Raw genomic sequence first — 22,740 nt, 5'->3', positions numbered from 1 at the left:
TCTTTTTGTGGAAGCGTCTTTTTTGATGCCTGAGACTGCGGGTGAGGGTTTCCTTTAAATGGCAAAACGTGCAAACTGCTTTGAAAAAGGTGCAAGCCCACTCCAGAAACGTGCAAGCTACCCCGAAAAAGCTGCAAACCCCTTCAAAAGACGTGCAAAGGCTCAAAGCAGTGGGGGACTGGAACATAGTTTCCATAAGATGGCAAAAGGAACATAACTTCTTGAAAATGGTTCATAACCATCTCAAAATGGTTCAAAAACCCTCACGAATGGTTCATAATCCTGCAAAAGTGGCCCATAACGTTACCACCCCAAAACCAGAGGGTCGGTGAATTTGTTCCATAAAATGGCAAAACGTGCAAACCCTGCCCAAAAACCTGCAAAGCACCCCTAAAAAGGTGCAACTCACCTCCGAATTCGAGCAACCCACCCCAAAAATCGTGCAAACCCCGAACCCGCCAGCCGACAACCGCTGCCAACCCATCACCCAACAAAAAAAGGAAGGCACCCCGCAAGGTTACCTTCCCAAAAACACCAAATCCCGCAGCTCATCCGTAGATAGCTCGGTAATCCAGTTTTCGCTCTGGATGATTTGGTCATTTAAAAATTGCTTCTTTTCGAGCATCGCATCAATTTTTTCCTCAAGTGTGCCGGTGCATATGAGCTTATGCACGTGGACAAAGCGCTGCTGTCCGATTCGGTAGGCGCGGTCCGTTGCTTGGTTCTCAACAGCGGGATTCCACCAGCGATCGTAGTGAATGACATGGTTCGCAGCGGTCAAATTCAGACCCGTTCCGCCCGCTTTCAATGACAGCAGGAACACGGGAAACTCCCGATTCTGGAAGCGGTCAATCATCGTATCGCGCTGCGCTTTTGGCACCGAACCATTCAAGAATGGCACATCAACACCAAACTTCCGCTTCACAAGAGCTCGAATCATTTCACCCATCCCAATATACTGGGTAAAAATCAGCGCACTTTCCTCCTGATCCAAGACCGCACCGATTAACTCCACAAGCTTCTCCATCTTATTCGAGCGCTCTAATAAATGCGTCATCGCTTTTTCCTTCAAATACAAGGCAGGGTGGTTGCACAGCTGCTTCAGTCGGCTTAACAACTGCAAAATCAAGCCCTTGCGCTCAAACCCACTAAGCGTTTCGATCTGGGCAAACGTATCCTTCACGAGCTGCTCGTATAACGAAGCCTGCTCAGCGGTCAGCGGGCAGTACTCTTTTTGCTCCTGCTTATCAGGAAGATTCAAGGCGACCTCTTCATCCTTTTTCGTCCGCCTCAAGAGGAAGGGTCGAATCAAGGCCTGCAGGTCACGCACTTTATCCTTGCTTTCATCCTTCTCAATCGGAATCACAAACTTCTTCTGAAACTGGCCGATGCTGCCCAAATAGCCGTGATTGGTAAAATCAAAGATCGACCATAGCTCGGATAAGCGGTTTTCCATCGGCGTCCCCGTCAAGGCAATGTGATGGCGGCCACGCAGCCGTCGAACGGCCCGACTCTGCTTCGTGCCGGGATTCTTAATATTCTGCGCTTCATCAATCGCAATCGTGCTCCAGAAAAAGCGATCAAATTCTTCCGTATCCATATGACTCAACCCGTAGGAAGTCAACACAACATCCGCATTACGAACCTTTTCGCCAAAATCGTCACCCTTTAAGCGGCTAGAGCCATAATGCAGATACACGTTCATCTCAGGGGCGAAGCGCTCCAACTCTTTTTGCCAGTTGCCAAGAACCGAAGTAGGGCAGATGATCAGCGAAGCTTTAACAGGGACCTTTTTAGGAGTGTCCTCCGAAACCTTTTGGCTGCGGCGCTTCTTACTCGAGCCTTCTTCAGCACCCGAGGCCATCTCCACCTCGGCAGCTTCAACATCTTCACGGTCCTTGACCATCAACAAATAAGAAATCAACTGCACGGTCTTCCCAAGACCCATATCATCAGCCAAACAAGCGCCAAAGCCATACTGCCGCAAAAACCACAGCCAGCTCATCCCCAGCTGCTGGTATGGCCGCAGCTCGCCGTTCAGCCCGCCAGGCACCGACTCTGAAGGAATTTCCTTCACTTCAGACAACTGTTTAATCATTTGCTTCCACTGGCGGTTCAACTCAATCTGGATTCGCGCAAAGGCTCCTGGATTTTCCAGCTCTTCTTCGGACGCCGGCTCAGCAACCAATTCCTGCTCGAGTAAATCCCTGACATGGAGGCCTTCTTTTTCAGCCCGCTTCATCAAATCCTGAATTTGGCGGATAAACTGCGGATCGAGCTTTACCCAGCGGCCGCGAATATAAACGAGGCGCCGCTTTTCCTCCACCAACTGATTAAATTCATCTTCCGAAAAATCCACGCCATTCATTGAAAAGCGCCAGTTAAAGTCAAGCATCGCCTGCAAGCCAACAAATGACGGCCGATGGCTCCCAGTACCTTTCAACGCCGCCTTCACTTTCAGGTTGGCATTTTTCATCGCCTGCCACCAAGAAGGGAGGAGGATCTCTACATTCAAGGCCACCAACGTTTCACTGGCTTCTGTTAAAAACATCCACGCCTCTTCTTCAGAAAGTCCCGACTTCAATGGTGCAGTGTCGGGTTCACCAGGCCCCGCCGCTAAACTTGCTGCAGCGCCCGACTCAACAGGTTCCGCCATCAAACCCGCAACTGCGCCAGACTCACCAGGTCCCGCCGCCGACAACTCCTCAGCCGCGCCCAAACTCGAACCACCGCCAGCCGCCGCCAAACCAGCCTCATCCTCATCACCCAACCACGGGATCAACCTTACCCAACGCTTCTCTTCGTCAGCAACCAGCCCCAAATGCGGCCTCCAACGCCCAGGTGCCTCCGCCAGAACGTACATGTTATCGACGTTCTTCTTATCCCGCAAAAACACTTCAAGCGTCCAATCGCCTTCACCGTCTTCGGGTTCATCCAGCCGCAACCCAATCGTGAAAGGCGCATCGCTTTCCCGAATGCCAACCCACTCCAGCCAGCGATCCTCATCAAAATAACGAGCCAATTCGCGGCCCGACAAGTTCTGCTTTTTCAAAAAATCAAGCTTTGGACCGAACAGTTCCTTCATCGACGGATTCCGTGTTAAATATGTATCAAGTGCATCATTATACAATTGGGAGATAGCCGACGAGGCCTTGCCGACGCCATCCCCATCGCCATCCCCATCTTCCCGGAGCCCCAAATCCGCCGAAGCACCACCAACGTCATCCACACGCACCAAACCTTCAACCTCTTGCTCCCAAAACGACGGATCAAACTCACTCACAACCCGCTCTGGCAGCCTCCAGCGAAAGCCTTCATGCTCCCAGGCCGAAAAATCAGGATGCCAGTCCTTCTCGACAATCCCTTCATACAAGGCCCCTGAAGCAGCCAGCACAATCTCGGTGTCCTCGCTCCAATCCCACTCAATGAAGCGGTTAAACGCCTCACGGCCAAACAACGACACCAAACCCCAGCCGCTCAAGACAACGCTCTCGACCCCGTCAACGGTCACTTCCTCGAGCATCGTCCCAAAAAAACTCTCCTCATGGCGGCTAAAGACAATATCCTTCCACTCGGCCACACTCAAAAACCGCCCACGCTCATCCTGAACCGCCACCCGGTAGCGTCCTTCCGACCAGCCAAACACAAATAATTTAATAAACCTCGTTTTAAGCATCGATCAACTTGCTCCTTTTGCATTCCTCATGAAATGCGCGCAACCGCTTTGTTTTTTCCAACAGCGTATCCAAAAAGAACTGCCACTCATCTACACGCTTCGTCTTCTTATACAACGTCCGCAGCTTTTTCAAATGCCTCACTGCCGCCTTATAGCTCGAACGATTCTTCACATCAATCTCATGCTGCACCGTCTGATGGAGCAATCCAAACAAGGCCTCAGGCTGCTCCTTCTCGACCACCTTCACACGGTCCTTCGGCAAATCGCCAAACGGAATCCCGACAAACGAATAGAGTTCACCCCAGCGGTCATACTGGCCGCGCTGAAACAAAATCTGCTCATATTCATAAAAACTGTACGGCAGCGTCTGCAACAGCATCTTCTCATAAAGTTCAAACCGACCCGACTCCACACAATACGGTGAAATCGCCCGCACCGCCAGCCGAGTAAAACTCGTACAAGCATGATAAGATCCCAAAAACTCCAAATACCGCCGCATCCGCACTACCAGCACCTCAACCAGCGGCTCTGCACGCTTCCACGCCTTCATCCCCGTAAACAGATCAATCCAATAAAGCAAATAGGGGAGCAAATATCGTTCCTCAATCGAATTCATCTTCCCCAAGGCCCGTTCTTCCTCTTCGAGCATCAAGTTTTGATGAATGCCGCCAATCAACAATGGCAGTGGGTTCTGCCAATCCTCCAGCCCCTTCAGCCGGCCGCCAACCCGTTCATTTTCTTCCTCACGCCAAGCCTTCTTTTTAAACAAATTCGTCCACAGCATCCGATACAAATATATCCGTTCATATTCAAGCCCCTGAGCACACACGAGCAACTCCGTCGTATCGTGCGAAAACTTCTCGACAAACTCATCAAAATCAAACGGGACCGTCCGCTGCGAAATCTTCTCCGTCAACTCCTCCGCATCATCCACCAGCCCATTCAGCAAATGAAGATACGCCCGCTTGATCATCTCCTCGGTATGCCCCAAATCTGCACTAAGGGCAGCCAGTAACCGAAACGCCACGACATTAGCGATCAACGTATACAAGGGCCGCCACTCCAGATCAACCAGGCGCCCGGCCTGCACCCGCCGCTCATAGATCGGAAACAGCTCCGCCACCACATACGGGCTCGAATACTGCTTCGAACGCAAAATAGCATCAAAACTCGTCGCCATCGATTCTACCCAGCGCTCATAATCCGGCTTCAAAATCGCATTGGCCTTCACCAAATCCTTCGCCGTCTGCATCCCCAAGCGCGTCACCTGCTTCATCTCCCGTGCAGGCTCGCGCCACTCCTCCATCCAATTCGCCACACTATAATATTGTGCATAACCCGCCAAAAACACCGCCAGCACATGACGGCACGGCCAATCACCTGGACAGCCGCACTTACTCATCTGCGGAAAATCCAAATCAAACTCTACCTTCACCGGCATCACATCCTGCACCACCGCCCGCAGCATCCGTGACTCCTCATCAATCCGCAGCTGCTGCACCGCACCCTGCCGATACAACATCATCGCCTTCTGCAACAACCGAACATCCTCCGTCTCATTCGGCTCCAGCTGCTCCTTCAAACCATCCGCCACACTCACAAGCAAATCCTCAACAGCCACCAAACTCACCCGCCCATCAAAAAAATCCATATTCCTTTATTATACCCAATTAAGTCAACTTCGAGAATCACATACCTTTTTGAAAAATCAACCCAGGCTCCAACCTCCCACAAATTCTCCGTTTCCAACCTCTGCCACAGCCCCCAAACCAATCCCCACCGCAATCAATAAGGTTTCATGAATACAAAAGACACTTGGCTCATATACATGACAGAAGAAGTCCAAAGCCTTTTTTAAAAGAAAAGGGGGATCCGTTTATGGAATGGTATATTAAAGTTATCCAAAATTATGTAGGTTTTCAGGGGAGAGCAAGAAGAAAAGAATACTGGACGTTTGTTGTCATCAGTTTCGTAGTGTCGGTGATCCTTGAGGTTATCCAGAGAGTTCTTCATTTGGGGCAGATCTTAACAAGCCTCTATTCACTCGCAGTCCTCCTGCCATCATTAGCCGTCAGCATGCGCAGACTGCACGACACAGGAAGAACTGGCTGGTGGATCCTCATCGGGCTCATTCCGATTATTGGAACCATTATCCTCCTCGTGTATATGTTCCTCGACAGTCAAGAAGGCGACAACCAATATGGACCAAATCCAAAACTAATAGAGTAGAAGCGGGCCGTCTGGGAAACCAGGCGGTCTATTGTTGTTAATTTGAAAAATGTCTGTAATAAACGTGTTTACATAGTTGACTGTATTTAGTTTTTGAGCTGATCTTCGGACAAAGAAGACAAAATGAACGCTGCCTCTGTCCGAAGTAAAGACAACTTCGGACAGAGACAGCAAAATTTTCAAAGGTTTGTCCGAAGTCAAGACAACTTCGGACAAAGAGTAGCAAAATTACCGTAGCTGAGTCCGAAGTCTGTTTCTCGACACTCTGGCTGTCTGGGAAACCTTGCGGTTTATGAATATAATATTTCTTGTTTTGAGCATTTTTACTTTATTAATAGAAGAAACTCATCAAAAAGAAACCGTTTGCTAGTTTCATATAGATAAAAAACCAGTCCCAAAGAGGACTGGTGGAATAACTATTAATAGAATCTCGCAAAATGATCGAAATGCTGTTTATAGTAAGTATTGGATAAACTTGAGATAATAACTCCATGTTTTTCATCAGCGGCCTGCACGAAACTGTCGCCGCCAAGATAAATGCCTACGTGAGAGATACCGGTTGTGTATGTATTGCTAAAGAATACAAGATCGCCTGGGACAGGCTTGTCGACTTCATAGGAGCGATTAGCATAGCCGTCAGCTGAATAGCGGGCGAGCGAAAGGCCAGCTTTGTTATAGACATAATAAATCAATCCGCTGCAGTCAAACCCTGCAGTTGTATTGCCGCCCCATACATATGAAGAACCGACAAGACTCTTAGCAATCAATGTTACCTGTGCGGCGTCTGCCGAGTTAGATGTGTCGGCGCTGGTAGAGACTTTCTGTATGGGTGCTGCCGCTGCTGCTGGTTGTCCTGTAACTTTCAATGTTTGTCCGACATAAATACGGGTCGAAGATAAACCGTTAAGCTGCGAAATCGTATCTACTGTTGTACTAAACTGTCTGGCGATTCCGCTTAACGTATCACCGCTTTGAACAGTGTATGTACTGCTTTTTGCTTGAACGATCGGTGTTGGAGCAGGAGCGGCCGCCACTGTAGGTGCCGGTGCAGACCCAGAAACCTTTAAGGTTTGTCCTGCATAGATCCGATCTGAACTTAATCCGTTTAATTGCTGTAACGTAGTGACAGATGTGCCGAATTGTATGGCAATCTTACTAAGCGTATCACCGCTTTGGATCACGTAATCAGATGTTGAACTAGGTGCAGCAGCGGCTTGCGGCTGGGCAGCAGGCTGTGTGCTTGTTCCGCCTGCGACCTTCAATTGCTGGCCAGGGATGATCAAATCACCGCTCAGGTTGTTCCATTGCCTTAGTTCAGTGAGCGAGATATTATTGCGGCGGGCAATGGCACTTAAAGTGTCGCCCTTGACAACAGTGTACGTGGATACTTGTGCGGGTGCCGAAGCTTGAACGGACGGTGCGGCGGCGCCATCAGGAATCTGCAAGGTTTGACTGATGCGGATTAAATCAGATGCCAGGTTATTAAGCGTCTTCAAATCTACGACACTAGTTTGATATTTGGAAGCAATAGCGGAAAGAGTATCGCCCTTTTGGACGGTATATGTACTAGCGGAAGCACTTGCCGCATACGCTCCCGATGCAACCGCGGCCAAAGCCATGGTGGTTACGACTTTTTTCTTCAATTTTTATCACCTCTGTTGATAGAATTTAATGTGAAAAAGCGCACGTTTCTCTTATTTTACCATAATTATCCGTAGAATTATATAATTCGATAAGCCCAACAGTGAAAAATTAACAAAATTTTCATATGGGAATCTATTTACAAATTTTCGAATGTTTAATAGAATGAGAAAATCAGAGAATATGAGAGGGGATCTATCACAAATGGGAGGGAAACTTGCCGAAGCATACAAGTTGCAGTCTGATTTTTCCGAAATCATCCGAAGAGCGTATGAAAAAGGAATTAGTGATGGAACGATTACTGTCGAAAAAATGATTGAAGAGCTTAAATTAGATTTACTGAAACTGAAAGCAAATTAGATAGAATAATACATAAAAGGGGAGGGCCTGTTGTCTTCCCCCTTTTCACATCTTTATATCTATAGGTTTGAATCTTTTGGCATGCGAAAATATATACAAATAGGATAAATTAACCTATAATAGAGGTATATTCCATAAATCGTACGATAAAGGCAAAGCCATTGAAAAGTGGTGACGCAAAACTATAGGGGCTAAGGTTAACTAGTTAACTATGCTCGCCAGTTTCCGAATACAACCTTCTTACGATTTATGCTAAATCTTGAAGGAGTGATATTTATGGGCAATAACCAGGTCTTTGCAAAAGCAATGGTCAGATGGCATGCGGGCATGCGCGTCTATTATGAACAACTACTAGAGTGCTGTCTGGATTCAATTATGAAAACAAAATTACAGCAAAAAGTTACTTATCATACAATGAAATTAAGAGACTTGATTTAGCAAAAGCATCCGACGGATGCTTTTGCTTTTTTGCAATAAAAAGCAAGCCAGCTGGCTTGCTTTACTTATGAATAAGAAAGTTGATCAAATATTGGCTCCAAACTTGGTTTCCTTTATCATTTGGTCCGGATCCACCAGGTAAAAGATAATCATTGAGAGTTTTATCTGTAGAAGCAGGCCATGATGTCCAGTGATCCAAATAAGTAATTTGATTCTGTGCAGCGTATTGCTTTAATTTAGCTACCTGTATCGGATAGTATTTTGCAGCAAATAACGGATACGATGGCTGCAAAATAAAGGTAGTATCAGGGTTGGTTCTTGTCACATCTCCGATTACCTTGATGAGATTGTTCAATGAATCACGAACGTTTCCTTTATTATTATCATTCAGCAGAAATGGTTCGAACACAATCAACTGTGCTTTTTCGGCTGCGACTTCGAGTTGGTCGTTTTTCGCTATGAAGTCACTTGAGGTGACATCATAGGTATGTACGGCAATGGAAAGATGATCGCTGCCATAGGAATCGTTTAGCTGCTGGATAACATCTTTTAGCATGCCCTGATCTTTATTGCCTAATGCAGTAGAGCCGACAAAAAGGATTTTAAATGATTTTTTTTGCTTTAGTTTTTGCTGAAACTGTTGTCGGGCAGCTTCCGGCCAATTTTGTGCTTTTGCCAGGAACTCATCATAGTTTGGTTCATTTGTCTGCTTCGAGGCCTTATTAGCTGGACTCGCAGCTTTCTTTTCGATCTCTGCTTTAACAGCAGTGCGATCACTCCAATAGGAATGCCCGTAGAAAAGGATAACTAGGCAAATGATGGCCCAAACGGCTGTAAAAAATACCTTCATGACTTTAGTAAACCTCCAAAAATAGACTTTTAGAATTAGTGCTTCATTCCCAAAAGTGTAATATATTCCATTAATAAAAAAGTTCTACATGTACCTACAATATTCCTGTTAAAATGTAATAGAACTGCACTGATTGTACAATTTTTTTTGAAATTCTACAATTTTTTACAGAATTTCATGCTATAATAACCTATGTTTTTACATATGCATATCAGGAGGATCTCATGGAAGAAACAATTAGTTTAAAAGAACTACTAGAAACCATACGAAAACGACTAATGTTGATCGTTCTCATAACCATAACAGCTGTACTAGTCAGCGGAGTGGTTAGTTATTTTTTGATAACCCCAATTTATCAGGCGTCAACACAGATTCTAGTAAACCAAAAGAAGAATGATCAAAATATATATAACAATAGTGATGTGCAAACCAACCTGCAGTTGATCAACACATACAATGTTATCATTAAGAGTCCAGCTATTCTTGATAAAGTAGCAGAAGATCTTAAGCTTGGATTAACTGCACAACAAATAAACGGTGAAATAACTGTGGCCAGTCAAACTAATTCACAGGTTATTAACTTGTCTGTTCAGGATCCTAATCCAGATCGTGCAGCGAAAATTGCTAATAAAACTGCGGAAGTTTTCCAAACTGAAATTGTTAACATCATGAAGGTAGATAACGTTAGCATACTTGCAAAAGCAACTGTTGCAGACCACCAATCACCAATTAAACCAAGACCAATGTTAAACATCGCAATTGGACTAGTTGTTGGTTTAATGGTGGGTGTTGGTCTAGCATTCTTGCTTGAGTACTTTGATAATACTGTGAAAAATGAACAAGATATTGAGCGCTTGCTTGAACTTCCTGTATTAGGGGTAATCGCTGCGATTTCCGATTCAAAGATGGAAGCAAAATCAAGAAATACACATAGCAAAAAGCATGTAAGGAGTGAATCACTTGGCTCTTAAGAGAACACTTAAAGCAACTGCATCAGACCATAGAAGAAAGTTAATTACAGCAATTGATCCGAAATCTTCTATTTCAGAACAATACCGGACCATCCGTACCAATATTCAATTCTCATCCGTGGACCGAGAAATTCGCTCCATAATGGTTACTTCGTCTGGACCTTCAGAAGGAAAATCAACGACAGTATCGAACTTGGCAGTAGCCTTTGCGCAACAAGGAAAGCAAGTTCTATTGGTGGATGCTGACTTGAGGAAACCGACAGCTCATTATACGTTTAATACAACAAATACTTATGGTTTTACCAGCGTCTTAACAAGACAAATGAGTCTTGAAAAAGCTGTAAGGGAAACTGAAGTGGAAAACTTAATGGTGTTAACAAGCGGTCCGATTCCGCCAAATCCTGCTGAGTTATTGGCATCAAAGGCAATGGACCAGTTTTTTCGTGACGTAACGAATGCGTATGATATAGTTCTTTTTGATACACCGCCAGTAATTGCAGTAACAGATGCGCAAATTCTTGCCAATAAGTGTGATGGAACTGTTCTTGTAGTATACAGCCACAAGACGGAGAAAGAGCTGATCGTAAAGGCAAAGGAATTACTTGTTGCGGCAAAAGCGAAACTGCTTGGAGTCGTCTTGAATTATAAGGAAATTCAGGGTTCCAATTATTACTATTATTATGGAAATAAATAAGACAAGATTCGACATTTTCTGCTATTTACCGATTCTATTCACGGTGGTACAGTAGAAAGGACCTGAAAATTTATAGATTTTGGAAATGGGGTAGGCACAATGGTGGATTTACATTGTCATATATTGCCTGGAATTGATGATGGAGCACAAAATATGTCTGATAGTTTAGCAATGGCCAAACAGGCTGTTGAAGAAGGAATTACAACCATTGTAGCAACCCCCCATTACCATAAAACGGTCTATGAAAATACAAAACCTACAATCTTGTCTAAAACAAATGAACTAAATGAGGCATTGAAAACGGAAGGGATTAACCTCCGAATTTTACCTGGACAAGAACCAAGGATCGATGGCGATTTACTAGTAGATTTAGAAGAAAGTAAAGCCATCACCCTTGCAGGATCCACCTATTTGTTTATTGAATTCCCGTCAGCACATGTGCCACGGTATACTGAGAAGCTATTATATGATCTGCAACAATTTGGATACACGCCAATTATTGTCCATCCCGAGCGAAACCAGGAAGTCATTGAACACCCTGAGATTTTGTATCACTTTGTGAACAATGGTGCACTCACACAGGTGACTGCAGCAAGTCTTTGTGGTGATTTTGGCAAAAAGATTAAAAGTTTTTCATTGCAATTAGTAGAATATAATCTGACCCATTTCATAGCCTGTGATGCCCATAATACAACAAAACGACGCTTTAGAATGCAAGAAGCATTCAAACAGGTTTCAATGAAGTTTGGTACTGACTATGAATATATGTTTCAAGAAAATGCTGAGTTATTAATAGAAGGAAAAAATGTATATAAAGAAATGCCGGAAAGAATAAAAAAGAAAAAACTATTTAAACTATTCTAACCGACTAAACCGATAGAGATTACAACGATAGATGTATTGAACAACTAGTCAACAAGATTTTATCGGCGATGCCTTCCTGTCCGTTATCCATGGGGGCACTCGGTTATGCTGTGGGAGAGGAGAACTGACTCCTTAGACGCCTGTCGTCAAAAGCATGATGTGAGGATGGGTTAGATGCCCAATTTAAAAATAAAACAATAAATATCTAATGAAAGGATGAGTGTGAAAACACTTGCATTTTCGTTAGATATTTATTTTTGGGAAAATTACTTTATTAAGGCAGCGCAATAATAAATAAAAGGGGGAATGCGCATTGACATACGGAAAAAGGCTTACGGCACTTGCTTTGCTTGATTCGGTTATTGTATTGTTAGGGATCTACATAAGTTATTGGACGCTAAATCCAACTTGGTATATTTGGAAAATCCCCATGCTTTTGATCACCTCTGTAACGCTTTTAATATGCTATCATATTTTTGCTTCGATTTATAAACTCTATCACCGAGCATGGCAATATGCGAGTGTAGGAGAGTTGGTTGCAATTGCGAAGGTGGTAACCATTTCAACCATCATTACGATGCTCATGCAAAAATCAGTTTTTGGTAATACATACGTGAGAGCGTTAATGATCACGTGGATGATTCACTTTCTTCTCATTGGTGGTTCGCGTTTTTCATGGAGAATGTTTCGTGATAACTACATGAACAAGCAGGAAGATGTCAAAAGGACATTAATCATTGGTGCTGGTTCTGGTGGGACAATGGTAGCGAGACAGTTGCTTCATAATAATGACACGGATTTAAAACCTGTAGCGTTTATTGATGATGATTCCAAAAAGTTTAAATTAAATATACTAGGAATCCCAGTAGTTGGCGACTCAAGCTTCATCCCACAAACAGTTGCAGATTATAAGATTGAACATATCGTCATTGCGATTCCGTCTTTAAGCCAAAAGGAATTGAATCGAATATTTGATGAGTGTGCGAAGACAAAAGTTAAAACACAAATTATTCCAAAGTTAGAAGACATAATGACAGGTAAAGTTTCCGTTAATACATTCCGTGATGTTGAGGTTGAAGATTTATTAGGAAGAGAACCAGTAGAGTTAGATATTACTAGCATTTCAGAGTATGTTGCAGGGAAAACAGTCCTAGTTACAGGGGCTGGTGGTTCCATTGGTTCTGAAATCTGCCGGCAAATTTGTAAATTTTCCCCTAGTAAAATTTTGTTGGTGGGTCATGGTGAGAATAGTATCTATCAAATAGATATGGAGCTTAAGAATCTTTATCGAAGTGAAATAGAGATTGTGCCAGTCATTGCAGATGTTCAGGACCGAGAACGAGTTTTTGAAGTGATGGACAGTCACCGTCCCCATGTGATTTATCATGCTGCGGCACATAAGCATGTTCCGTTGATGGAATATAATCCGCAAGAGGCTGTTAAGAATAATGTTTTCGGGACGAAAAATGTTGCGGAGGCAGCAGACACCTTCCGTGTTCATACGTTTGTGATGATTTCTACTGATAAGGCTGTGAACCCTACGAATGTGATGGGATCAACAAAACGGATTGCTGAGATGATTATTCAGCGGTTGGCACAGCAAAGTAAAACAAAGTTTGTTGCTGTACGGTTTGGGAATGTGCTCGGAAGCCGTGGTAGTGTTATTCCGTTGTTTAAGAAACAGATTCAAGCTGGAGGGCCAATTACGGTTACACATCCTGATATTACTCGTTATTTTATGACGATACCTGAGGCTTCTCGGTTAGTTATACAGGCTGGTTCATTGGCAAAGGGTGGAGAGATCTTTGTGCTTGATATGGGTGAGCCTGTTAAGATTGTGGACCTTGCTAAGAACTTGATTAAGTTATCTGGATATACAATAGAAGAAATCGGGATTAGGTATTCTGGGTTGCGTCCTGGGGAGAAGATGTATGAAGAGCTTTTGAATGAGAAGGAGATATATCCTGAACCTGTTTATCCTAAGATTTTTATTGGGAAGGCTGTTTTAGATCAGGAAGATGAGATTGAGTTTTTATTAGATCGATTTGAGAACTTTTCTCCTGAGGAAATAAAAGAATTTGTTGTAAATTTGGCGAATCGGAGAGAGAATAAAATTTATTCTTTAGTCAGTAATGGATAAAAACTAAGAAATTAAGTGACACCTACTCACTGTATGTATACTTAGCGATCAGGAGAAGTTATATGTTAATGAAAGTACTATAGAGAATTAGAATTAAAGTAGCTAATAAAAAACATAAAATCCAATTAAACAGCAAGCTACTTGAAAAATTTTGAGAAGTTAAATTTTTCAAATTGAATAAAAAGTGAGGAAAAAAATATGATTGCTACCGAATTAAGAAATGTATCATTTTCCCCTCCAGATATAACAGATAGTGAGATTGAAGAAGTTATAAAAGCTATGAAGTCTGGTTGGATCACAACTGGACCAAGAACAAAGGAATTTGAAAAGAGAATAGCCGAATATGTTGGTACTAAAAAAGCGGTTTGTTTAAATTCAGCTACTGCAGCTATGGAACTTACTTTACGGATCTTAGGTGTTGGACCTGGTGACGAAGTCATTACTTCAGCCTATACCTATACAGCATCAGCCTCAGTAATTGATCATGTCGGGGCTAAGATAGTTCTAGTTGATACAGCACCAGATTCCTTTGAAATGGATTATTCACAATTAGCTGATGCTATTACGGAGAGGACCAAGGTTATTATTCCTGTTGATATAGCAGGAAAGATGTGCAATTACGATGTTATATATGAAATAGTTGAAAATAAAAAAGACTTATTTAAGGCAAATAATGAAATTCAAAGTTTATTTAATAGAGTAATCGTATTGGCTGATGCTGCTCATGCCTTCGGAGCAGATAGAAAAGGGGAAAAATGTGGTCAAGTTGCTGATTTTACCTCCTTTTCTTTTCACGCAGTAAAGAATCTAACGACGGCAGAAGGTGGGGCAGTTGTTTGGAGGAGTGACCTTGATTTAGATGATGAGTGGGTTTATAAGCAATTTATGTTATATAGCCTTCATGGCCAATCGAAAGATGCGCTAGCCAAAACACAAAAAGGTGCATGGGAGTATGATATTGTTTACCCCGCTTACAAGTGTAATATGACGGATATTATGGCTAGCATTGGTTTAATTCAGATAGAAAGATATGAATCTTTATTACGAAGACGTAGAGAAATTATTGAAATGTATGATAATGCATTACTTCCGTTAGGAATTCAGAGCTTGCAGCATTATGGCGGGGATTTTGCTTCGACTGGTCATCTTTATTTAGCTAGAATTCCAGGGGTTAGTGAAAAAGAAAGAAATGAATTAATTATTAATATGGCTAAGGTTGGAATTGCATGTAACGTACATTACATGCCATTACCGATGTTTACGGCTTATAAGAACTTGGAATTTGATATTAAAGACTATCCAAATGCATTTGATGTATATAAAAATGAGATTACACTTCCACTTCATACATTGTTGAGTGATGATGATGTGGAGTATGTTATTAAAAATTTAAAAGTGATATTGAGTGAAGTTTAAGGTGGGGCTAGGGAATGTATAAGAATTTCATTAAAAGAATTTTTGATTTAATCTTAGCTCTAACAGCCCTACCATTTTGGTTTATTATTTTAGTGATTATAGGACCGATCATTTATTTTCAAGATCGAGGTTCCATATTTTATAATGCACCTCGGCTGGGCAAGGACGGCAAAGTATTTAAAATGTGTAAATTCCGTTCGATGAAAATGAATGCTCCAGACCTTAGAAATGAGGATGGCTCGACTTTTAATGCAGAAGATGACCCGAGATTAACTAGGATTGGGAAGTTTATACGTAAAACAAGTCTGGATGAGACACCCCAACTGTTAAACATCATTAAAGGTGATATGAGCATAATTGGGCCTAGACCTGACTTACCTGAACATCATGAATTATATGAGGGCAATGAAGAACGTAAGTTAGAAATTAGACCTGGCATTACTGGTTATAACCAAGCTTATTTTAGGAACACTGTGCCCTGGAAAGAAAGAATCCAAAATGATATTTACTATATTGATAACCTTTCCTTGTGCCTTGATATAAAAATATTTTTTAAAACTGCTGTATCGGTATTGAAACGTGAGGATGTATTTATAACTGAAAAAAGTACTAAATCACATAATAACACTGGTATAGGAATGTAAGGTAGGAAGTGTACATGGAAAATATTGAAAAAGCAGTATCCTTTTACGAACTGAAGTGGGATACAGAGTTTTTTGATGTGAGTAGTGCCAAAGCTATATTGCACAAGCCGCTTTCATTAAATGAGTGGCATAAACTACAGGCTAAATTTACTGACTACCAATTTATCTCAATCACAAATCAGAATTCAGATCCTGTTAACACACAATTAATTGGAAAGGATACTTTGGCTTTCCTAGCAGATGTTAATGTTCAGTTTATAAAGAAATTGGTTGGCTCATCTGAGATTCCAACAAATGTTACAATACATCAATCATTAGAGAGAAATGACAAAATCATTGAGTTAGCAGATTTTAAATTCTCAAAGTTTACTGAGGATCTTGAATTAGCCAAGCGTGGAGGAGATCAAGTATATCATCAGTGGCTTATAAATGCTTTTAAAATGCCAGATAAGTTTTTTGCTTTATCTAAAGATGAAAATGATAATTTAAATGGTTTTGTACTTTATTCTTTTGCAGATAATGCAAGTGTAATTGAGTTAATTGCCGTATCTCCAAAATTTAATAATTGCGGTATTGGTTCTAAGTTATTCAAAGCAGTAGAGTATGCTACACATCAACAAGGTTTTAACGAAGTTAGAGTTGGCACACAAATAAGGAATATAGGTGCAATTAACTTTTATCATAAAGTTGGGTGTGAACAAGTAGGATGCCATCAAGTTTATCATTTATGGAATTAGTTGTGTTAACCATAATAAGATATGATAGGGTGGCAAAAAAATGAGGAGAGATATTTTTGAATGTACTTTACATTGCTACTTCGTTTCCTGAGCCAGATAGGGGAGGTACAATATATACTGATTTAGCTGAAGCATTACATGAAGCTGGTCATAGGATTACAGTCGCTGTATCTGAACAAGCAAGAAATAAAAAAAATACAGAAATTAAGAAAGAACGAGGCTTTGATGTATTACGTATTGTTACAGGAAATTATTACGATGTAGGTTTTATTGAAAAAGGGATAACCACTTTAAAAATACCAATCCTTATGAAAAAAGGTATAAAGGAGTATTTGGGAAATAGAAAGTTTGATTTTGTCTTATTTGAATCACCCCCAGTGACTAATGCTGGATTAGTAGTATGGGCAAAAAACCAATTTAATTGTCCGTCTTATTTAATGCTCAAAGATATTTTCCCTCAAAACGCAGTAGATTTAGGAATTATAAAAGAAAACAGTATTTTACACAGATATTTCGCAGCAAAGGAAAAGAGGTTATTACAAACCGCAGATTTTATTGGTTGTATGTCTCTTGCTAATAAGAAGTATGTATTAGAACATAATGTATGGATTAATCCAGAGAAAGTTGAAATTTTTCCTAATACTAAAAAATTGACAAATAAAATAAACCTAGATGAGTTTCCAATGAGAGAAAAGTATGGAATTCCTGAAAAGTCCTGTGTCTTTCTATTTGGTGGAAACATGGGCAAACCACAGTATATTGATTTTTTATGCGAAGTTGTTAAAGGATGCAAGAATGAAGAAGATATGTTTTTCCTCTTTATTGGTAGGGGAACTGATCGATACAAGTTAGAGCAGGCAATAAAAGAATATGGTATCAACAATGCCCTTTTGATTGAGAACCTACCAAGAAATGAGTACGAACAGATAACAAGTGAATGTGATGTCGGACTAATATTGTTAGACCCACGATTTACCATGCCAAATTATCCATCACGTATACTATCCTATATGGAGTATGCAAAGCCTGTGTTAGCAGCGACAGATAAGGTAACTGATATTAAAGGACTAATTGAGGAAGCCAATTGTGGAGAGTGGGTGTGGTCAGGTGATATAAAAAGCTTTATAGATAAGGCTAAAGAAATGGGTAAATCAGAAAGATTGTCTGTAATGGGAGCAAATGGTCGTAGATATTTAGAAGATAATTTTAAATTAAAGCATTCTGTTAAAATACTTGAAAAACATTTTAGAGGAGCGAGGTAGAGGATATGTTTAAAAATAAAAAGTTACTGATTACAGGTGGTACAGGTTCTTTTGGTAATGCTGTAATGAAAAGGTTCCTAGATACTGATATAAAAGAAATTCGGATTTTCTCACGTGACGAAAAGAAGCAAGATGATATGAGAAAACATTATAAAAATGACAAGCTTAAGTTTTATCTAGGTGATGTAAGAGATCTTTCGAGTGTTAAAAATGCAATGCATGGGGTAGATTATATTTTTCATGCAGCTGCATTAAAACAAGTTCCCTCTTGTGAATTTTTTCCGCTGGAAGCTGTAAAAACCAATATCTTAGGTACTGACAATGTATTGACTGCAGCCATAGAATATGGTGTTAAAAAGGTAATTTGTCTATCAACTGATAAAGCGGCATATCCAATTAATGCGATGGGTATATCAAAAGCGATGATGGAGAAGGTCTTCGTAGCAAAATCCAATACTGTGTCTTCAGAAAAAACACTTATCTGTGGTACACGTTATGGTAACGTGATGGCTTCACGTGGGTCAGTAATTCCTTTATTTATTGAACAAATAAAAAATGGACAGCCTCTAACAATCACCAACCCTAATATGACTAGATTTCTTATGAGTTTAGAAGAGGCAGTAGAGTTAGTAGTATTTGCTTTTCAAAATGCTGAGGCAGGAGATATTATGGTTCAAAAATCTCCTTCTAGTACAATTGGTGACCTTGCTCAGGCTTTAAAGGAACTATTTAATGCTGATAATGAAATTAAAATAATTGGAACACGGCATGGGGAAAAGCGGTATGAAACTCTTCTGACTAAAGAGGAATATGTAGTGGCCGAGGATTTAGGTGGTTTCTTTAGAGTACCATCTGACAAAAGAGATCTTAACTATAATAAGTACTTTGCAGAAGGAGATCAAAAGCTGACGACTATAGAAGAATATAACTCTGATAATACACAGATCCTTAATATAGAACAAATTAAAGCAAAATTACTTGAATTAGACTATGTTCAAAACGAACTAAAGGAATGGAATGAAAAAATTCACGTAATGAACTAAAGGGTTGAATAGATTGATGAATATTTTTGGTACAGGAGATTAGGGCTTCGTAGGAAAAAACCTTATCCGCAGAGCTTGAAAAGTATACAAAAGAATGTGATTCTGTATTTCATTTAGGAGAGTAAATAGGCAATAAAATGAAAATAAGAGTGGCGTTACGTTAAATACTGTATAAGTATAATATATAAAGAAATTTAATCCTTAAAAAATAGATTATGAAAGGTGAAAATTTGTCCTTTGAATATTTTTCAATCAAAAGTTTTCAAAATTATTTGCTTAATTGGAGTAATTTATGACAGTGGATATGCTCTTTCCACTGTATATATTAAACTTGGTTTTTATATTGAGGCAGCACTTGCGTATTTGTTTATGTTTCCAATTGTCAAATTACTATATAAAAAGCGGTTAAATATTCCGTCATCAGCCTTCTTACTTTTAATATTAATGCTAGTCTCCACTTTTATTACAACAGGAATGACAGGTTATAAAACTTATTTAACTTTTATTTTCAAAATAATAATTGCATTTGGGATTGTTATAGTATATAAATTTGACGATTTTGTTAAGGTTTATTTAAAAATTATGGTCTTAGTTTCAGTTTTTTCTTTAATTGGGTACTTTATGACCAATAGCGGTAATATGTTATTTAACTTTCCAACTGTAGAAAACGCAAACTCTGTTCTATATGGCGTGGGATATATTTTCTTTTATATACCTATTGTATCTGCAAGAAATTGCGGAATTTTTTGGGAACCAGGTCTTTTTGCTACGTTTTTAATTATTGCAATGATTTTTGAACTGTTTTATAAAAAAAATAAACCTAGTATTTTAAAAATTATTTTGTTTGTAATTTGTTTGATAACTACTAATTCTTCTGCAGGTTATGGATTACTACTATTTGTGTTTTGTTTGATTGCTGTTAATAAAGCTTGTTCTATTAGAAACAAGTACATACGAACAGCACTTTCTTTGTTAACCATATTTCTATCAATAATTTGTATAACGAACTACTCAAATATTTTTGAATTAATTGGGTTAGCGGATAACCCAATTGTAGCAAAGTTATTTGGAGATCAGTTAAAGGATCAAAGTAGGGTATTAGCAATTAATTATAACATTAGTATGTTTTTGAAAGAGCCTATTTTTGGTGTAGGTTTTATTGAAGCGTTTAGAAATGTGAAATACGTAGCTGATACATCAACAAGCACATTTTTACTAAGTGTGTTTGGTATTTTTGGAATTCAATATACGTTTTACTGGGTAGTTGGAATAATTAATTCTAAAAACAATCATTGGCTTGTAAACACGATGATCGCTATTGTTTTTTTGCTAATCATTAATACTGAACCGCATTATATGATATTAACCAGTTGGTGTATAATCTTTTACTTTTTACAGTCAACTGTGAAGAAAAAATTTAGTACCTCTAAATGACTTTGGTGAGAATCGACAGACGAAAGTATTTAGTAAATATAATTAGTTTTGATATTTTCTTTTCAAATATCAGAGAACCACTTCTGAAAGGAGAGGTTGTTTAAAGATAAAAAATTATGAATTTTAGGTGATTAGGTTCTTTTGGGAATGCAGTTATGAAAAGATTCCTAGATAATATAAAAATACAAATTTTTCCACCTGATAAAATTACAAGATGATATGAGAAAGCATTATAAAAGGATCAAGCTTAAGTTTTATATTTATAAGAAACTTGGCCAGTGTTAAAAATACTATGAAAGGTGTGTATTATATTTTTCATGTTGCGGTATTTAAACGAGTTCTATCATGTGAGCTTTTTTCTCTTGAAGCTTTAAAAACTAATATATTAGTAACGGACAATGCGCTGACTGCTTCCATAGATTATGATGTAAAAAATGTATTCCGTCTATCAAACCTTAAAGCAGGATATTCAAATAATGCAATGGGAATTTCAAAAGCGATGATGGAAAATGCATTTGTTGCAAAATGAAAAATGGTATTACCAGACAGAACTCTTATTTGTGGTAAAAAATATGGAAACTTGCTGGGCCCAGGTGGATCGGTAATTCTATTATTTATTAGGCTGTGTTAAAGCTGATTGTTGATCTTATACACTTTGTTGATTGGAACGGAAGGTGAGCGCCTGTAGCAGGAATGAACAGGCAAGTTTAACTGAGCCATTTATTACACAGATTAAAAGTGGAGATCCTCAAACAGGCACCGTCCCTAATATGACAAGATTTCTTATTAGTTTAGAAGAAGCAGTAGAGTTAGTGGTATTTGATTTTTATAATGCTGAAGCAGAGATATTATGGTGCAAAAGATCCCCTGCTTGTACTATTGGGGACCTTGCTATAAGCTGTAAAGAAACTTTTTAATGCTGATAATGAAATTAAATTAATTAGTACACGTCAGGATGACAAACGGTATGAAACACTGTTTACTAAAGAAGAATTTATGGTGCAGAGGATTTAGGTGGATTCTAGAGAGTTTCGGCTGACCTAGAATTTTAACTATAATAAGTATTTTGAAATGGAGATACAAAGTTTTCTGCTGATGAAGAATATAATTTGGATAATATCTTAACATAGAACAAATAAAATAAAAATTACTGAATTAGACTATGTTCAAAGGTGAGCTTAAAGGACGGAAAAAAATCCATATAATGAACTAAAAGGTGGAAAGTAATAATGAATATTCTAATTACAGGATCAAAGGGTTTTGTAGGTAAAAATCTAATCGCCGAGTTAAAAAATAGAGGTTATAATGATTTATTTGAGTTTACTAAAGAAAGTGATATTTCATTACTTGAAAAATATACAAAGGAATGCGATTTTGTCTTTCACTTGGCTGGTGTAAACAGGCCAAAAGATGAAAAAGAATTTATGGAAGGCAATTATTGTTTAACTTCGCAGTTACTAGAATTACTTAAGAAGCATGGTAATAAAGCTACTATTCTTTATACTTCCTCAATTCAGGCAGAAAAGGATAATCCTTATGGGAAAAGTAAGAAGGCTGGAGAGGATTTATTATTTAATTATTATTTAGAAACTGATGCGAAAGTTTATATTTATAGACTTCCAAATTTGTTTGGAAAGTGGAGTAAACCTAACTATAATACAGTAGTGGCTACTTACTGCCATAGCATAGCTAGACATTTAGATATTGAGGTCAATAATCCAGAAGCAGATCTTACTCTTTGCTATATAGATGATGTATTAGAAGAATTTTTTAGAGCTCTAGATGGCAATCCAACTATGCAAGATGATTACTGCATTGTGCCTGTAACACATAATATTAAACTTGTAGAATTGGCTAATATTATCAAAAGCTTCAAAGAAAGTAGGACCAATTTAAGTATTCCTAATATGGGAGATGCTCTAACGAAAAAGCTTTACAGTACTTATTTAAGTTTTTTACTGGAAAATAAATTTTCCTATGATCTTAAAATGAATTGTGATCATAGAGGATCTTTTACGGAATTTATGAGGACACCTGAAAGAGGTCAGGTTTCAATAAATGTGTCAAAACCAGGAATTACGAAAGGAAACCATTGGCACCACACAAAAAATGAAAAATTTTTAGTAGTGAGTGGTGATGGTTTAATTCGATTTAGAAAGATTGATTCGGAAGAAATTATTGAATATAGGGTAAGTGGTGAAAAGCTACAAGTTGTAGATATTCCTACTGGATATACTCACTCAATTGTTAACGTTGGAGAAAAAGATCTAGTAACAGTAATGTGGGCCAATGAATGCTTTGATTTAAACAAGCCTGACACTTACTTTTTGGAGGTATAATT

General features: G+C 39.5%; 19 protein-coding genes, 1 pseudogene and 1 riboswitch. Of the genes and pseudogenes, 16 read left to right on the top strand and 4 right to left on the bottom strand.

The features are described from left to right. Positions 1-58: 58 nt before the first annotated feature. Positions 59-217 (top strand): hypothetical protein, encoded by a 159-nt coding sequence (locus tag RCG17_RS11780; RefSeq protein ID WP_308175325.1) that lies wholly within the window; start codon positions 59-61, stop codon positions 215-217. 300 nt (positions 218-517) lie between these two features. On the opposite strand, the gene RCG17_RS11775 is transcribed toward RCG17_RS11780, so the two are convergent. Both RCG17_RS11775 and RCG17_RS11770 read right to left on the bottom strand, forming a co-directional pair. Next, a complete protein-coding gene (locus tag RCG17_RS11775; protein ID WP_308175324.1) occupies positions 518-3,676 on the bottom strand; it encodes a DEAD/DEAH box helicase in 3,159 nt (1,052 codons plus the stop codon). Beyond that, positions 3,669-5,297: an SWIM zinc finger family protein gene (locus tag RCG17_RS11770; RefSeq protein WP_308175323.1), complete on the bottom strand. Its 1,629-nt coding sequence runs from the start codon at positions 5,295-5,297 to the stop codon at positions 3,669-3,671. Before RCG17_RS11770 ends, RCG17_RS11775 begins: the two co-directional genes overlap by 8 nt. Before the next feature lie 257 nt (positions 5,298-5,554). On the opposite strand from RCG17_RS11770, the gene RCG17_RS11765 reads away from it, so the two are divergent. Continuing rightward, entirely contained in the window at positions 5,555-5,905 is a 351-nt protein-coding gene (locus RCG17_RS11765; RefSeq protein ID WP_308175322.1) for a DUF805 domain-containing protein, read from the top strand. 419 nt (positions 5,906-6,324) lie between these two features. Here RCG17_RS11765 and RCG17_RS11760 read toward each other — a convergent pair whose 3' ends face one another. Continuing rightward, positions 6,325-7,524, bottom strand: coding sequence for a C40 family peptidase (locus tag RCG17_RS11760; RefSeq protein WP_308175825.1), 1,200 nt, complete (start codon positions 7,522-7,524; stop codon positions 6,325-6,327). Between the two features lie 226 nt (positions 7,525-7,750). On the opposite strand from RCG17_RS11760, the gene RCG17_RS11755 reads away from it, so the two are divergent. Together RCG17_RS11755 and RCG17_RS11750 are read left to right on the top strand one after the other, a co-directional pair. After that, positions 7,751-7,906 (top strand): YwzD family small protein, encoded by a 156-nt coding sequence (locus RCG17_RS11755; protein ID WP_308175321.1) that lies wholly within the window; start codon positions 7,751-7,753, stop codon positions 7,904-7,906. Positions 7,907-8,047: 141 nt separating this feature from the next. After that, a riboswitch (cyclic di-GMP riboswitch) is annotated at positions 8,048-8,136 on the top strand. Positions 8,137-8,182: 46 nt separating this feature from the next. Next, positions 8,183-8,344 (top strand): hypothetical protein, encoded by a 162-nt coding sequence (locus RCG17_RS11750; protein ID WP_308175320.1) that lies wholly within the window; start codon positions 8,183-8,185, stop codon positions 8,342-8,344. 61 nt (positions 8,345-8,405) lie between these two features. Here RCG17_RS11750 and RCG17_RS11745 read toward each other — a convergent pair whose 3' ends face one another. Further along, on the bottom strand, positions 8,406-9,194 hold the full coding sequence (locus RCG17_RS11745) for an SGNH/GDSL hydrolase family protein (RefSeq protein ID WP_308175319.1): 789 nt from the start codon (positions 9,192-9,194) through the stop codon (positions 8,406-8,408). A gap of 224 nt (positions 9,195-9,418) precedes the next feature. Between RCG17_RS11745 and RCG17_RS11740 the strand changes: the two genes are divergently transcribed. The 12 genes and pseudogenes from RCG17_RS11740 (at position 9,419) to RCG17_RS11680 (ending at position 22,738) form a co-directional block, all read left to right on the top strand. Further along, entirely contained in the window at positions 9,419-10,165 is a 747-nt protein-coding gene (locus RCG17_RS11740) for a YveK family protein (protein WP_308175318.1), read from the top strand. After that, the gene (locus RCG17_RS11735) at positions 10,155-10,859 is read left to right on the top strand and encodes a CpsD/CapB family tyrosine-protein kinase (RefSeq protein ID WP_308175317.1); all 705 of its coding nucleotides are present in this window, start codon (positions 10,155-10,157) and stop codon (positions 10,857-10,859) included. Before RCG17_RS11740 ends, RCG17_RS11735 begins: the two co-directional genes overlap by 11 nt. A gap of 99 nt (positions 10,860-10,958) precedes the next feature. Continuing rightward, positions 10,959-11,723 (top strand): tyrosine-protein phosphatase, encoded by a 765-nt coding sequence (locus RCG17_RS11730; RefSeq protein WP_308175316.1) that lies wholly within the window; start codon positions 10,959-10,961, stop codon positions 11,721-11,723. A gap of 313 nt (positions 11,724-12,036) precedes the next feature. After that, positions 12,037-13,863: a polysaccharide biosynthesis protein gene (locus RCG17_RS11725; RefSeq protein ID WP_308175315.1), complete on the top strand. Its 1,827-nt coding sequence runs from the start codon at positions 12,037-12,039 to the stop codon at positions 13,861-13,863. Between the two features lie 198 nt (positions 13,864-14,061). Then, entirely contained in the window at positions 14,062-15,279 is a 1,218-nt protein-coding gene (locus tag RCG17_RS11720) for a DegT/DnrJ/EryC1/StrS family aminotransferase (RefSeq protein ID WP_308175314.1), read from the top strand. A gap of 14 nt (positions 15,280-15,293) precedes the next feature. Then, complete coding sequence (locus tag RCG17_RS11715; protein WP_308175313.1) at positions 15,294-15,923, top strand: sugar transferase; 630 nt, start codon at positions 15,294-15,296, stop codon at positions 15,921-15,923. 14 nt (positions 15,924-15,937) lie between these two features. Next, positions 15,938-16,660, top strand: a complete 723-nt coding sequence (locus tag RCG17_RS11710; RefSeq protein WP_308175312.1) for a GNAT family N-acetyltransferase — start codon at positions 15,938-15,940, stop codon at positions 16,658-16,660. 56 nt (positions 16,661-16,716) lie between these two features. After that, complete coding sequence (locus tag RCG17_RS11705) at positions 16,717-17,922, top strand: glycosyltransferase family 4 protein (protein ID WP_308175311.1); 1,206 nt, start codon at positions 16,717-16,719, stop codon at positions 17,920-17,922. A 5-nt stretch (positions 17,923-17,927) separates the two neighbouring features. Further along, entirely contained in the window at positions 17,928-18,965 is a 1,038-nt protein-coding gene (locus RCG17_RS11700; RefSeq protein ID WP_308175310.1) for a polysaccharide biosynthesis protein, read from the top strand. A gap of 237 nt (positions 18,966-19,202) precedes the next feature. Continuing rightward, complete coding sequence (locus RCG17_RS11695; protein ID WP_308175309.1) at positions 19,203-20,399, top strand: O-antigen ligase family protein; 1,197 nt, start codon at positions 19,203-19,205, stop codon at positions 20,397-20,399. Between the two features lie 155 nt (positions 20,400-20,554). Continuing rightward, positions 20,555-21,612 (top strand): annotated as a pseudogene (locus RCG17_RS28330) (polysaccharide biosynthesis protein). 16 nt (positions 21,613-21,628) lie between these two features. Continuing rightward, a complete protein-coding gene (locus RCG17_RS11680) occupies positions 21,629-22,738 on the top strand; it encodes a capsular polysaccharide biosynthesis protein CapF (protein WP_308175307.1) in 1,110 nt (369 codons plus the stop codon). The last annotated feature ends 2 nt before the right edge of the window (positions 22,739-22,740 follow it).

Origin of the sequence: Neobacillus sp. PS3-12 (assembly GCF_030915385.1) — a bacterium.
GTDB lineage: Bacteria > Bacillota > Bacilli > Bacillales > Cytobacillaceae > JAEVLT01.
Note: the sequence above shows the minus strand (reverse complement) of the source record. Positions and strands in the feature narration are given on the sequence as shown.